The organism is Luteibacter sp. 3190 (genome assembly GCF_031456385.1).
In the GTDB taxonomy this organism is placed as follows: domain Bacteria; phylum Pseudomonadota; class Gammaproteobacteria; order Xanthomonadales; family Rhodanobacteraceae; genus Luteibacter.
Genome location: NZ_JAVDUO010000002.1, coordinates 396,024 through 410,285 on the forward strand (window position 1 = coordinate 396,024; position 14,262 = coordinate 410,285).

Genomic DNA, 14,262 nt, shown 5'->3' on the forward strand with positions numbered 1-14,262 from the left:
GCGTCCGCGAGCGCGCTTCCCGCTAAACGCGGGTGAACTCGCGCAAGACAGAACGTGCCGGGGTGCTCTCGCACCCCGGCACGCCTTCATTACGCGCTACGACGCGCCGCGTCCTGCGTCGCGGCCGGGCGATAGGCGTGGAACGCCACCGTCGCGGACGCGCGGCCCTGGCTGAGCGACCGCAGCGCGGTGCTGTAGCCGTCCAGTTGCGCCAGCGGAACGTCGGCATCGATCTCTGTGCGCTCCTGCCGGTCGACCAGGTTGACGATCTGGCCGCCGCGACGTTGCAGGTCGCCCAGCACGTCGCCCACCGCCGCGCCCGGCGCGCTGACCGACACCCGCATCACGGGCTCGAGCAACACGGTGCCGGTCGCCTCCAGCGCCGCTTTCACCGCGAGCTGCGCGGCGCGATGGAACGCCATCTCGTTCGAGTCCACCGCGTGCGCCTGGCCGTCGAGCACGGCCACCGCCGCGCCCACCACGGGATACCCGCGCGGACCTTCGACGAGTGCCGACGACACGCCCTTCTCCACGGCGGCCTGGAACTGCTTCGGGATCACGCCGCCCGTCGTGCGGTCCTCGTAAGCGTTCGCGTCGTCGCCCGTCGGGGCGATCGACAGCATCACGCGCGCGAACTGACCGCTACCACCGGTCTGCTTCGCCAGCTTGCCCTCGACGGGTCCGGAAGCCCGGGCCGGCGTCTCCTGGTAAGCCACGCGTGGCGAGCCGGTGCGGACCTGCACGCCCCACTCGCGACGCAGGCGCTCGACCATCACCTCGAGGTGCAGCTCGCCCATGCCCCAGACCAGCGTTTCGCCGGTATCGGGATCGGTGCCCACGCGGAAGGACGGATCCTCCTGCGCCAGGCGCGCCAGGCCGTTGCCGAGCTTGAGCAGATCGGCCGAACGCTCGGGCGAGAGGCGCCAGGACAGCACGGCCGGCTGCGCCTGGATCGTCTCCAGCCGCACGGGGTGATGCGCGTCCGACAGCGTCTCGCCCGTGGCCACATCCTTCCAGCCCGCGATGGCGACGATGTCGCCCGCTTCCGCGACGTCGACGGCCTCGGTGTCTTCGGCGCGCACGACCGCCAGCCGACCGATGCGCTGGACGCGGTCGGTACCGCTGCGCCACACGGCGTCGCCGACGTGCAGGCGGCCCGAGTAGACACGGATGAACGCCAGCGGGCCGTGCGCCTGGTTGACGACCTTGAAGACGAGCGCCGCGAGCTTCGCGTCCGCGTCGGGCGCGATCGTCTCGTCGCCGTGGTCCGTATGCGCGACGACCGCGGGACGGTCGACGGGTGACGGCAGGTACGCGACGAGCGCGTCGAGCAGCGGCTCGATGCCGACGTTGCGGAACGCCGAACCCGGAAGCACCGGCGAGCCGGTACCGGCCAGCGTGCCACGGCGCAACGCCGCGGTCAGCGCCGCCGCGTCGATGGGCTGTTCGGCGAGCCACAGTTCGGCGAGCGTTTCGTCGCGATCGGCGACCGCGGCCACGAGTTCGGCGCGCGCGTCGGCGTGCGCGTCACGCTCGTCGGCGTTCCACGCGTGCACGGACGGCGTGCCGGCGTCGTCGAAACGCCAGGTACGCTCGGCGACGAGGTCGACGAGACCGACGATGTGCTCGCCCTCGATCACGGGACGCGCGACGACCCACGGATTCGCACCGAGCTTCTCACGCATCTGCGCGACGACGGCGTCGAAGTCCGCGCCAGGGCGATCCATCTTGTTGATGAACGCCATCAGCGGCACGCCGTGACGGCGCGCCTGGTGCCACACCGTTTCGGATTGCGGCTGCACGCCGGCCACGCCGGAGAACACGGTCACCGCGCCGTCGAGCACGCGGAGCGAACGCTCCACCTCGATGGCGAAGTCGATGTGCCCGGGCGTGTCGATCAGCGTGAGGCGATGCGGCAGGCCGCCTTCCGGCGTCCAGTTCGCGCGCACGGCGGCGGCGCCGATCGTGATGCCACGCTCGCGCTCGAGTTCCATGTGGTCGGTGGTGGTCGCGCCATCGTGCACCTCGCCGGTGCGATGGATCGTGCCGGTCTTGTAGAGCAGGCGCTCGGTGAGCGTGGTCTTGCCCGCATCGACGTGCGCGATGATGCCGAGGTTGCGCCAACGGTCGACGGGGATACGGGTTTCGCGGGTGGTACTCATGACAAACGGATTCCTGTTCGGGGTTCGCCAGGGATAAGCATCGACGTCGGGCGAGGCACTCCCCGGATCCGTCGCCGCCCCTGGCTCGAGCGCGGCGATCAGGTCCGGGGGTCGCGGCAGTTCTTCATGACACGGACACTCCGGTGTGGGCTTGCATGGAAAAAAGCACAAAAAAAAGCACCCTCGCGGGTGCTTTCGGTGTTCTTCGAGGACGAGAGACGTCTTACGACGATATCCCGCCTGGCACGGAACGCGCGCACCCGCGACGCGCCCATGGGGCGATCGGTGGGACGTTCAGCAGATCGTGCTTGCAGCGGAACATGGTGGGTCTCTTCGGCTCGGGAGGCGACGCGTGTCACCAGGGTAGCAGCAAGATGGGGTGGCCCGAATCCGTTTCAAGCCCCCGGGATCGACGCGTCGCGGTCATGGCAGGGCGTACGCCACGACATAATCGCCGGACTTCGTGCCCAGCCCGCTGTGGCCGCCCGCGGCGATGACGATGTACTGCTTGCCGTTGACCGAATAGGACATCGGGTTCGCCTGGCCGCCGGCCGGAAGGCGCGCTCGCCATAGCTCCTTGCCCGTGCGCTCGTCGATCGCGCGGAGGTAGTTGTCGGCGGTCGCGCCGATGAATACGAGGCCGCCGCGCGTCGTCATGTTGCCGCCGATGTTGAAGATGCCGGTGGGCAGCGGCGCGTTGACGTGCGTGCCGAAGGGGCCCGTGTCGCGCGTCGTGCCGAGCGGATGTTCCCAGACGAGCTTGTGCGTGACCAGATCGATCGCCGCGAGCGTGCCCCACGGCGGCGGATTGCAGGGAACGCCGAGCGGATTCAGCCACGGATGGACCTTTCCGACGTACGGCGTCCCGTATTGCGGCGCGAGGCCGCCACCCACCTTGGGCTCGTTGCCGGACCCGTCCCACGGCTTCACCAGGCCGCGTTCTTCGGCCGGACCGCGCGGCGCGAGGCTGATGATGAACGGAATGTAGTTGGCGTTGGCGATGAGCAGCTTGTTGTACGGATCGATCGACGCGCCGTGCCAGTCGATCACGCCGTCGAACGCGGGATACACGATCGTGTCCTTCAGTTGCGGTGGCGTGAACTGCCCCTCGTACGCCGCCTTGCGGAACTCGATCCGGCACATCAGCTGGTCGAAGGGCGTCGCGCCCCACATCTGCTGTTCCGTGAGGTCCTTCGGCGTGAGCGACGGCATGCCCACCGAATACGGCTGTGTCGGGGACGTCCTGTCGCCCGGCACCGCGTTCTGCGGCACCGGCTTCTCCTGGACTTCGGTGATGGGCGCACCCGTGCGACGGTCGAGCACGAAAAACTCGCCCCGCTTCGTGGTCTGCACCAGCGCGGGGATCGTGCCTCCCTTGGGATCGGGCAGATCCACGAGCGACGGGCCGACCGGCACGTCCATGTCCCACAGGTCGTGGTGCGTGTTCTGGTAAACCCATTTCGGCGCCCCGGTTTCGATGTCCAGCGCCACCGTGGAGCTCGACACCTTCTCGTCGAAGTCGCGCCGATGGCCGCCGAAGTAATCCGGGGTCGCGTTGCCCATCGGCAGGTACACCATCCCGAGGTCGGGATCGGCGGTGTAGACGCCCCATGCGTTCGGCGTGCCGCGGGTCAGCTGCTCGTTCGGGCCGGGCGTCCAGTTCTGCGGATCGTGGCCGACGTCCCAGGCCCAGACCAGCTTGCCGCTCAGCGGATCGAACGCGCGCACGGCGCCGGACGGCTCGCCCTCCGCCTGGTTGTCGTAAACCCAGCCGCCCAGGATCACGCGATCCTTCAGCACGAGCGGCGGCGAGGTGACGAAATGGAAGCCCGCCGGCACGTGACCGAGGTACTGGGTCAGCGACACGAAGCCGTGCTCGCCGAAGTCCTCGCAGGGTTTTCCGGTCTCGGCGTTCAGCGCCATCACGCGCGCGTCCAGCACGGGCGCGATGATGCGGCGCGGACAGTCCGTCGCCGTGCCCGGCGGGGCCTCGTAATAGGCGACGCCGCGGCACGCGAGGTAGACGTCGGCGTCGGTATTCGCCTTTGGATCGAAGCTCCACTTCTTCTGACCCGTAGCCGCGTCGAACGCCACGACCCAGCTGTGACCCGTGCACACGTAGAGCGTGTCGCCCACCTTGATGGGCGTGTTCTCGAAGTTGAATTCATGACCCGCGTCGGTGCCGCCCTGGTCTTCGCCCGGCCGCATCGTGTCGCCGGTGCGCGCCGTCCACGCCACCTTGAGGTCCTTCACGTTCTTCGTGTCGACCTGGTCCAGCGGCGAGAAGCGGTCGCCGCGCGGCGTGCGGCCATAGAACCGCCAGTCGCCGTCGGCGACCGACGCGTCGTGCCCACCCGCGTCGTTGCGCAAGGTGGCCTCGCCCCGCGTGCCGACGGGCTGCATGAAGCCCGCCACGCCGACGCCGAACGCGAGCACGACCGCGACGACGACCGCCGCAGCCGCGCCGCGCGACGGCACCAGTTTCCGTCGTACCCACGGCATCAGGAGGTAGATACCGAGCAGCACGGGGACGAGGAGTCGAGGCTCGAGTTGCCACCCGACGAGACCGACTTCGCCGACGGCCCACACGGTGGTGCCGAGCAGCAGCAGCGCGTAGAGCCACAGCGCCGTCGACGATCCGCGTATCAGCGACACACCCGTCGCCGCGACACCGAGCCCGGCGATCAGGTAGTAGAAGCTGCCGCCGAGTGCGACGAGCCACGCGCCGCCGAACGCGAGCGCGAGTCCGATGACGGCGATCACGGCGCCCGTGACGCGCGGCGGGCGGTGTGAACGAATGATGGGTGACATGGCATATCTCCGGTGCGCGACGCGGTCGTACGCGTCGCGCCCGATGCCGCGTGGTGAACGTCCAAAGATAAGCATGGCAGGTATATCCCGCGTGTACGCGTCGCGTTCGCAGGACGACGATCTTCGGGTGCACGATCTTGCGAGGACACGCAGCACCCGTCGCCGATGCGATCGGCTCCCACCCTTCGGCAGGCAGCGTGCGGGAGCCGATCGTATCGGCGATCCCGCGGCAGCGGGCACGCCTCCCTCAGCGCTCCCGCATGGCGGCCTCGATCGCATCGGCCGCCTCGCGCGCACCGTCCTCGCGCCGGATCACGCGCGCGGCCTCCGCGGCACGACGCGCCACCGCATCGTCGCCCAGCACTTCGCGCAGCAATGCCGCCGCGCGATCCGCCCGATAGCGCGACGCGCGCAGCACACGTCCGACGCCGAGCCGCTCGACGCGCGCCGCGTTGTCCGGCTGGTCGAAGCCGTGGGGCACGACGAGCTGCGGGCGTCCCGCGCGAAGCGCTTCCTGCGTCGTGCCCACGCCACCGTGATGCACGACCGCCGCCGCGCGCGCGAACAGCGCGCCATGCGGCGCGTATTCCTGCACGAGGACACCTTCCGGCAACGCCGCCGGAAGACGCGCGCGCATCTCGGGCGATCCGGTCAACAGCACCGCGCGCCGGTGCAGCGCGACGGACGCGTCGATGCTTTCCCGCAGGAACGATGCCCCGGCATGGACCGCGGCCGAGCCCAGCGTGTAGACGATCGGCGCGTCGCCCGCGTCGAGGAACGCGGCGAGTTCCGGCGCGAGCCGGTCGCCGCCGGGCGCGTAACGGCACTGCCCGGTGATACGCGTTCGCGCGGGCGCATCCGGCGGGGGCTCGCCGAGCAGCGGGGAGTACATCGCGAGGACGCCGTCCCGCGCGTGCTGTCCCTGATGGAACGGATCGCCCCACGGAGAAACCGGCGGCAGTCCCAGCGACACCCTGAAATCGCGCACCGGGCGCGTCCATGGCGCCGTGACGGCGCGCGCGAGGCGGCCCAGCCATCCGCCGCGCCGTGGCGAACCGCGCAGGAACGTGTCGAGCCACGCGTAACCCGTCGCAGGCGGGTCCCATGCGGAAAGGAAGACGGCCGGCGACAGCACGGCCGAGAGCCATGCGAGGCGCCCCGTCTCGCCGATGATCTGCCCGGCGAACGCCAGCGTCGTCGTGACGATCGCATCGGCCTCCGCGCAGACGGGAGCGAGGGCGGCGTAACTCGCCGCGACATCCGCCGCGGCCAGGTCGCGCACGACGAAACGCGGTCCGCGCAGGGGATGAAACGCGCGGGCCGCGAAGGCCGCCTTGTCCTCGGGTTCCGCGATCCCGCTCGCAAGCAGGAAGGCGAGTCCCGCCGCCGCGACGGCGTCCCGGTGGATCGCGTGCGCCGCGACCGTGACCCGGTGCCCGCGCGCGACCAGCTCGCGCCCGACGGCCAGGAACGGAAACAGGTCGCCCTGCGACCCGACCGTGGCCATCACGATGTGTCGTCCCGCCATGCCTCGCTCCTTTGCCGACCGGGGCATTGTCGCGGCTACCGCGTGCACGGCGCGCGCGCATTGACTTGCCGGCCGTCGACGACTACCTTGCCGGCTGCCAGCGGTCTTTATCTCGATATTCGAATAGAGAGATAAAGCTAAGAGGGAAGCCGGTGCGATTCCGGCGCTGCCCCGCAGCGGTATGTGGAGACGAACCCGTCACAGGCACTGGATCGATGGCGATCCGGGAAGCGACGGGCGAGGCGACGCCCCACGGCGTCACATCCACGAGCCCGAAGACCTGCCGCCGGCCGGAGCGCATGCGTCGTCATGGACGCGTCCGTTCCGTCCGACCTGGGTGCCGTCGAAAGACGGGCGCCCGGTTCGCCCGCGGGGGCGAAGGTCGACGGCCATCCCTCATGACGCGGCCCACCGGCACGCATCGCGCGCGGGTGGACGGCGGTGCGTGGGCGGCCGCCCTTCCCTCCTCTTTTCCCCGAAGAGGATCCATGCATGCCACACGTCACCTACCCCGGATTTCCCCGCATCGGCCGACGCCGCGAATTGAAGCGCGCGCTCGAAGGCCACTGGAAGGGCGAAATTTCCGCCGATGAACTGCAATCCGTGGCGCGCGAACTGCGCCTGCGGCACTGGTCGCTCGCTCGCGAGGCGGGCGCCGATAGCGTGCCGGTGAACGATTTCTCGCTCTACGACCACGTGCTCGACGCCGCCGTGACGGTCGACGCCATTCCGCCGCGCTACCGGCGGTTGCACGAGCAGGATCCGCTGGCGGGCTACTTCGCCATGGCGCGCGGACACCAGGACGATACGTTCGACCTGCATGCGCTCGAGATGACGAAGTGGTTCGACACCAACTACCACTACATCGTGCCGGAGCTGTCCGCGGAACAGACGTTCCGCGCCCGGCCGGCCAAGGTGGTCGCCGAATTCCGCGAGGCCGTGGCCGCGGGGCACACGGCGCGCCCGGTGCTGCTGGGACCGGTCACGTTCCTTCGTCTGTCCAAGACCGTCGACGGCAGCGATCCGCTCGCCCTCCTCGAGGCGCTGCTGCCCGCGTGGATCGACGTGCTCCACGCGCTGGCCGACGCCGGCGCGGACTGGGTGCAGGTCGACGAGCCCGCGCTCGTCCTCGATCTCGACGAACCGACGCGCGAGGCTTACCGCCACGCGTATGCGCGCATCGCGGAACGTTCGCGCGCACGCATCCTCCTCGCCACATATTTCGGCGACCTCGGCGACAACGTCGACCTCGCCGCCTCGCTGCCGGTCGCCGGCATCCATGTCGACCTCGTCCGCGGGGGCGCGTCGGTCGATGCGTTGATCGACGCGTTGCCTCGCGACACCGTGCTCTCCGCCGGCATCCTCGACGGACGCAACATCTGGCTCGGCGCGCCCGAGGCTGTCCTGCCCCGCGTCGAGGCACTGCGCGATCGCCTCGGCGACGAACGTCTCTGGCTCTCGACATCGTGCTCGCTGTTGCACGTGCCGATCGACGCGTCGGAAGAGAAGCGGCTGCCGGGCGACCTCGGTGCGTGGCTGTCGTTCGCGCGGCAGAAGATCGGCGAGTTGCGTCGTTACGCCGACGCCGTCGCTGGCTCGGCTTCCGCGCGCGAAGCGCTCCAGCGGCAGCAGGCGATCGTGGCGCGGCGCCTCGCGTCGCCGGACGTCGTGCGCGCCGGTGTGCGTGCGCGTGTCCGTGGCCTCACGCCGCAGTTCGCGCAGCGACGTTCGGCCTACGCCTTCCGCGCCGCGGTCCAGCGGGAGCGGTTCGCCCTGCCCGACCTGCCGACGACGACGATCGGTTCCTTTCCGCAGACCGCCGAATTGCGCAACGCCCGCGCCGCGCACCGCGCCGGCAGGCTCGACGACGCGTCGTACGCCGAGGTGCTGCGCGACGAAGTACGTCGCGCCGTGCGCTTCCAGGAGGAGGCCGGCATCGACGTGCTCGTGCATGGCGAGCCCGAGCGCAACGACATGGTCGAATACTTCGGCGAGCAGCTGGCGGGCTTCGCGTTCACGTCGCTGGGCTGGGTGCAGAGCTACGGCTCGCGCTGCGTGAAGCCACCGCTCATCTACGGCGACGTCGCGCGTCCCGCGCCCATGACCGTGGCGTGGTCCGCGTACGCCCAGTCGCTCACCGACCGGCCGATGAAGGGCATGCTCACGGGACCGGTGACGATGCTGCAGTGGTCGTTCGTGCGGGACGACCTGCCGCGCGACGAGGTCTGCCGACAGATCGCCCTCGCGCTGCGCGACGAGGTGCACGACCTGGAAAAGGCGGGCATCGGCATCGTGCAGATCGACGAGCCGGCGTTGCGCGAAGGCCTGCCGCTGCGACGCGCGGCGTGGTCGGCCTACCTCGCCTGGGCGGTGGACGCGTTCCGCATCACGGCGGGCGGCGTCAGCGACGGCACGCAGGTCCACACCCATATGTGCTACTCGGAGTTCAACGACATCATCGAGGCGGTCGCCGCGATGGACGCGGACGTGATCTCGATCGAGACGAGCCGCTCACGGATGGAGCTGCTCGAGGCCTTCACGACCTTCCGCTACCCGAACGGGATCGGCCCCGGCGTCTACGATATCCACTCCCCGCGCGTCCCGGCGGAGGCCGAAATGGCCGACCTCGTGGCCAGGGCGCTCCAGGTCCTGCGCCCCGACCAGCTCTGGATCAACCCGGACTGCGGCCTGAAGACCCGCGGCTGGCCGGAGGTCGCCGAGGCCCTGAAAGGCATGGTGACGGTGGCGCGGGCGGCAAGGGAGCGCCTGGCGGCCACAATCTAGCCTCGCGCCCCCCTTGTAGGAGCGGACCTGGCCGCGACAGCCGTTCGCGTCAGTCCGGGAGCTCGCGCGCCAGCTCCAGGGCCGCTGCGAAAAGCTGTCGCGGCCAGGTCCGCTCCCACGGCGGCGCGCCCTGAACATCCATGCAACCGTCACCCCGCGGGGGTACCCTTCCCCCTGCAAACCGGACCGGGGGCGTGTATCATGGCGCGCCCCATTTATCTCTTTATCCGTAAAGAAGGATATATCCCAGCGATGAGCAACTACCTCTTCACCTCCGAGTCGGTCTCCGAAGGCCATCCGGACAAGATCGCCGACCAGATCTCGGACGCGGTCCTCGACGCGATCCTTGCCCAGGACCCGCGCGCGCGCGTGGCGTGCGAGACGCTGGTGAAGACCGGCGTCGCCATCGTCGCGGGCGAGATCACCACCAGCGCGTGGATCGACCTCGAAGCGCTCACCCGCAAGGTCATCCTCGACATCGGCTACGACAGCTCGGAAGTCGGCTTCGACGGCGAGACCTGCGGCGTGCTGAACCTCATCGGCAAGCAGTCGCCGGACATCAACCAGGGCGTCGACCGCAAGAAGCCGGAAGAACAGGGCGCGGGCGACCAGGGCCTGATGTTCGGTTACGCGACGAACGAGACCAGCGAATACATGCCGGCCGCGATCCACTACGCGCACCGCCTCGTCGAGCAGCAGACCAAGGTCCGCAAGAAGAAGAACTCGCCGCTGCCGTGGCTGCGCCCGGACGCGAAGAGCCAGGTCACCCTGCGCTACGAGAACGGCGAGGCCGTCGCCATCGACGCCGTCGTCCTCTCCACGCAGCACGATCCGGACGTCAAGCAGAAGGACCTCATCGAAGGCGTGCGCGAGCTGATCCTGAAGCCCGTGCTGCCGGCGAAGCTCCTGCACAAGGGCACGAAGTTCCACATCAACCCGACCGGCAAGTTCGTCATCGGCGGCCCGGTGGGCGACTGCGGCCTGACCGGCCGCAAGATCATCGTCGACACCTACGGCGGCTGGGCCCGTCACGGTGGTGGCGCGTTCTCGGGCAAGGATCCGTCGAAGGTCGACCGTTCGGCCGCCTACGCCGCGCGTTACGTCGCCAAGAACATCGTCGCGGCCGGCCTCGCCGACCGTTGCGAGATCCAGGTCAGCTACGCCATCGGCGTGGCCGAGCCGACCTCGATCTCCGTGACCACGTTCGGCACCGGCAAGATTCCCGACGAGAAGATCGAGAAGCTCATCCGCAAGCACTTCGACCTGCGCCCGTACGGCATCATCAAGATGCTCGACCTGGTGCACCCGATGTACCAGCCGACCGCCTCGAACGGCCACTTCGGCCGCAAGCCCTACGAGATCACCGACAAGAACGGCAACACGTTCACGGCGTTCTCCTGGGAGAAGACCGACAAGGCCGAGATCCTGCGCGATGCCGCGGGCCTCGGCGCGACGGTCGCGCGCCGCAAGTAAGCGACGCATCAAGCCGTACGAAAGGGCGCCTCCGGGCGCCCTTTTTTTGGCCTGTGGGCCTCACGGCGGTTTCATGGGCGGGGTGCGACATAAGGGCCTTCGTCACCGGAGACCCTACCCATGATCCGCATCCTGTCCACCGCCCTCCTCGCCACCGCTCTGTCGTTCGCCGCGCAGGCCCAGGACAAGGATTCCCAGGGCGGGACGGCGACCGACGCCGGCTTCTACAAGAACGCCTCCGCCGCGGGCGTGACCGAGGTGGCCGCGAGCGAGATCGCGCTCAAGCAGTCCACGTCGAAGGCGGTCAAGAGCTTCGCGCAGAAGATGGTCACGGACCATACGAAGGCGAACGACGAGCTGAAGGAACTGAAGTCCGGCGACAAGGGCTACTCGATCGCGCACGAGCCGACCCCGGAGGGTTCGAAGATGATCGACGCCCTGTCGCGGCTGAACGGCGCCGACTTCAACCGCGAATACCGCAAGATGATGATCGCCGACCACGAGGAGGCGGTGGCCATGTTCGAGGTCGAGATCGAGAAGGGCTCGAGCCCCGAGCTGAAGGCCTTCGCGAAGAAGACCCTGCCGACCCTGAAGCACCACCTGCAGGAAGCGAAGGCGCTGCCGCAGAAGTGAGGCGATGAGGGGGACCGTGCGCTGCGATCGTCGATGCGATCGGCTCCCACCCTTCGGTCGGCGGCCTGCTACCGGAGGGTGGGAGCCGATCGTATCGGCGATTGGAGCTTACGGAAGAATCAGGCGTTGCGATTCGACCCGGAGAGCACGTCGACCCACACGGCCAGCACCAGGATCACGCCCTTGATGATCAGCTGCCAGGAATTGTCGACGTCCATCAGCTGCATGCCGCTGTCGAGGCTGGCCATGACCAGCGCGCCGATGAGCGCGCCGTAGACCGTACCCGAACCGCCGCGCATCGACGTGCCGCCGATGAAGCAGGCGGAGATCGCGTCGAGCTCGGCGCCCGTACCGGCGGACGGCGAGCCCGAACCCGTGCGGGCCACGGTGATGATGCCCGCGAACGCGCACATCAGGCCCATGATCGCGAAGACCACGAGCTTCACGCGGGCGACGTTCACGCCGGACAGGCGCGTGGCTTCCATGTTGCCGCCCACGGCGTAGATGTGGCGGCCGAAGACGGTCTGCGTCGACACGTAAGTGAACACGGCCAGCAGCGCCAGCAGGATCATCACCGGGATGGGGATGCCGTTGGCGTCGTTGAGCACGCGCACGAAGCCGAAGATGAAGGCGCCGATCGCGACGAGCCGCGCGACGTCGATCCAGGTGGCGGCCTGTTGCAATCCCAGCGACGCACGGCGCATGCGACGGCGGACCGTCAGCGCGACCATGGCGAGGAAGATGAAGGCGCCGATCCACACCGACAGGACCGGCGGAACGAAGCCCTGGCCGAGCGCGATGAGGTCGTCCGGCGCGGGAGCGATCGTGGAACTTCCGGTCAGATAGAGCACGAGGCCGCGGAACGCCAGCATGCCGCCCAGGCCGACGATGAACGACGGGACGCGCATCTTCGTCACGACGAAGCCGTTCAACGCGCCGATGACCAGGCCCAGCGCGAGCACCGCGGCGATGGACGGCCAAGTGCCCCAGCCCATGTTCACGGTGAGGATGGCGACGACGCCACCGAGCAGCCCGAGCTGCGAGCCGATCGACAGGTCGATCTCGCCGGCGATGATGATGAACACCATGCCACAGGCGAGCATGCCCGTGATCGCCATCTGCCGGAACAGGTTGGACAGGTTGCCAGGCGTGACGAAGGCCTGGTCGGTCTTGATGTGGAAGAAGAGCCAGATCAGCGCGACCGCGATGAGCAGCGCGAGGATCTTGTAGCGGACGAACAGTTGCTGGACTTTCTGGGCCTGCATGGAAGGCTTCCTGGTAACGCGAATGGGATCAGGCGGCGTGTGCCGGCCCTTCGGCGGCATGGGAGATGGCGGCGGCGAGCACCTGCTCGGAGGTCAGGCCGACGTTCGGGAAGTTGCCGCGAAGCTTGCCCTCGCCCACCACGAGCACGCGATCGCTCACGCCGAGCACCTCGGGCATCTCGGACGAGACCATGATGATCGCGACGCCGCGTGCGGCGAGTTCGAACATCAGCTTGTAGATGTCGTACTTGGAACCGACATCCACGCCGCGCGTGGGTTCGTCGAGGATCAGCACCTTGGGCTCGGGCAGCAGCATCTTGGTCAGGACGGCTTTCTGCTGGTTGCCGCCGGACAGGCCGACGATCGCCAGTTCGGGACTCGCCGTCTTCACGCGCAGCCGTTTGATCTCGGCATCGACCACCTGCATCTCCGCCTGCCGGTCGATCTGGCCGGCACGGGCGAAATGCGACAGCGTGGCGAGGGTGATGTTGTCGCCCACCCCCAGCAGCGGGACGATGCCCTGGCGCTTGCGGTCCTCGGGAACGAGCGACAGGCCCGCCTTGATCGCCTGTTCGGGGCTGCGCACCTTGACCGGCTTGCCCTCGATGACGACCTCGGCCTCGTAGCGGCCCGGATAGGCGCCGAAGATCGCGGAAACGAGTTCCGTGCGACCGGCACCGACCAGCCCGGCGATGCCGACGATCTCGCCGCGGCGCACCTCGAACGAGATGTCGTCGACGCGCTTGCGGTTCGGGTTGGTCACGTCCCAGCAGGTGACGTGGCGGGCTTCGAAGATCACCTCGCCGATGTCGTGCTCCACCTTCGGGAACAGGTTTTCGATGTCGCGACCGACCATCGCCGTGATGATCGAGTGCGTGGTCATCTCGCTCATCGGCTTCGTCACGATGTGCTTGCCGTCGCGGATGACGGTGACCGTGTCGCAGACGCGCGCGACCTCGTCGAGCTTGTGCGAGATGTACACGCACGCGACGCCGTCGCGCTTGAGATCCTCGATGATCGACAGCAGCGTGTCGGTCTCGGCGGAGGTCAGCGACGACGAGGGCTCGTCCAGGATCAGGAGGCGAGCGTTCTTCGCGAGCGCCTTGGCGATCTCGAAGAGCTGCTGATAGCCGCCGCCGTAGTTCATCACCGGGGCGGCCACGTTGACGTCCTTCAGCTTCAGCCGCGCGAGCAGCGCCTCGGCCTGCGCGTACATGGCGTCGTAATCCATGACGCCGCCGAACTTGCGGATCTCGTTGCCGAGGAAGATGTTCTCCGCCACCGACAACTGCGGCACCAGCATGAGTTCCTGGTGGATGATGACGATGCCGGCCTCTTCGCTGTCGCGCACGGAGTACGCCTTGAGCGGCTTGCCGTCGAACAGGATCTCGCCTTCCCAGGTGCCGTACGGGTACACGCCGGAGAGCACTTTCATCAGGGTCGACTTGCCGGCGCCGTTCTCGCCGCACAGGCCGACGCATTCGCCCGGCCGTACCGCCAGGTCGATGCCATTGAGCGCGCGCACGCCGGAGAACTCCTTGACGATCTGGCGCATCTCGAACAGGTATTCGCTCACCGCGTTCTTCCTTCTTTCACGAGCGGCGCC

At 68.7% G+C, this 14,262-nt stretch carries 8 protein-coding genes and 1 riboswitch; of the genes, 3 read left to right on the forward strand and 5 right to left on the reverse strand.

Annotated features, from left to right (window positions below):
• Nucleotides 1-89: 89 nt before the first annotated feature.
• The 3 genes from fusA to J2X58_RS11755 form a co-directional block, all read right to left on the reverse strand.
• Entirely contained in the window at nt 90-2,162 is a 2,073-nt protein-coding gene (fusA, locus tag J2X58_RS11745; protein WP_310048382.1) for an elongation factor G, read from the reverse strand.
• Between the two features lie 423 nt (nt 2,163-2,585).
• A complete protein-coding gene (locus J2X58_RS11750) occupies nt 2,586-4,973 on the reverse strand; it encodes a membrane-bound PQQ-dependent dehydrogenase, glucose/quinate/shikimate family (protein WP_310048385.1) in 2,388 nt (795 codons plus the stop codon).
• A 247-nt stretch (nt 4,974-5,220) separates the two neighbouring features.
• The gene (locus tag J2X58_RS11755) at nt 5,221-6,501 is read right to left on the reverse strand and encodes a glycosyltransferase (protein WP_310048387.1); all 1,281 of its coding nucleotides are present in this window, start codon (nt 6,499-6,501) and stop codon (nt 5,221-5,223) included.
• Between the two features lie 84 nt (nt 6,502-6,585).
• Nucleotides 6,586-6,804, forward strand: a riboswitch (cobalamin riboswitch).
• A 189-nt stretch (nt 6,805-6,993) separates the two neighbouring features.
• Between J2X58_RS11755 and metE the strand changes: the two genes are divergently transcribed.
• The 3 genes from metE (at nt 6,994) to J2X58_RS11770 (ending at nt 11,391) form a co-directional block, all read left to right on the forward strand.
• Nucleotides 6,994-9,285 carry a 5-methyltetrahydropteroyltriglutamate--homocysteine S-methyltransferase gene (gene metE / locus J2X58_RS11760; protein ID WP_310048389.1) on the forward strand — a complete coding sequence of 764 codons (2,292 nt, stop codon included), beginning with the start codon at nt 6,994-6,996 and terminating at the stop codon, nt 9,283-9,285.
• A 252-nt stretch (nt 9,286-9,537) separates the two neighbouring features.
• A complete protein-coding gene (gene metK / locus J2X58_RS11765; protein WP_310048390.1) occupies nt 9,538-10,758 on the forward strand; it encodes a methionine adenosyltransferase in 1,221 nt (406 codons plus the stop codon).
• Between the two features lie 120 nt (nt 10,759-10,878).
• The gene (locus J2X58_RS11770; protein ID WP_310048391.1) at nt 10,879-11,391 is read left to right on the forward strand and encodes a DUF4142 domain-containing protein; all 513 of its coding nucleotides are present in this window, start codon (nt 10,879-10,881) and stop codon (nt 11,389-11,391) included.
• A gap of 119 nt (nt 11,392-11,510) precedes the next feature.
• Here J2X58_RS11770 and J2X58_RS11775 read toward each other — a convergent pair whose 3' ends face one another.
• Nucleotides 11,511-12,656 carry a sugar ABC transporter permease gene (locus J2X58_RS11775; RefSeq protein ID WP_217642658.1) on the reverse strand — a complete coding sequence of 382 codons (1,146 nt, stop codon included), beginning with the start codon at nt 12,654-12,656 and terminating at the stop codon, nt 11,511-11,513.
• A 28-nt stretch (nt 12,657-12,684) separates the two neighbouring features.
• Nucleotides 12,685-14,232: a xylose ABC transporter ATP-binding protein gene (locus tag J2X58_RS11780; RefSeq protein WP_090056459.1), complete on the reverse strand. Its 1,548-nt coding sequence runs from the start codon at nt 14,230-14,232 to the stop codon at nt 12,685-12,687.
• Between the last annotated feature and the right edge of the window lie 30 nt (nt 14,233-14,262).

Coding starts and splice junctions, on each gene's coding strand:
- fusA (WP_310048382.1), bottom strand. CDS start 2,162: ATGAGTACCACCCGCGAAACCCGTATCCCCGTCGACCGTTGGCGCAAC.
- J2X58_RS11750 (WP_310048385.1), bottom strand. CDS start 4,973: ATGTCACCCATCATTCGTTCACACCGCCCGCCGCGCGTCACGGGCGCC.
- J2X58_RS11755 (WP_310048387.1), bottom strand. CDS start 6,501: ATGGCGGGACGACACATCGTGATGGCCACGGTCGGGTCGCAGGGCGAC.
- metE (WP_310048389.1), top strand. CDS start 6,994: ATGCCACACGTCACCTACCCCGGATTTCCCCGCATCGGCCGACGCCGC.
- metK (WP_310048390.1), top strand. CDS start 9,538: ATGAGCAACTACCTCTTCACCTCCGAGTCGGTCTCCGAAGGCCATCCG.
- J2X58_RS11770 (WP_310048391.1), top strand. CDS start 10,879: ATGATCCGCATCCTGTCCACCGCCCTCCTCGCCACCGCTCTGTCGTTC.
- J2X58_RS11775 (WP_217642658.1), bottom strand. CDS start 12,656: ATGCAGGCCCAGAAAGTCCAGCAACTGTTCGTCCGCTACAAGATCCTC.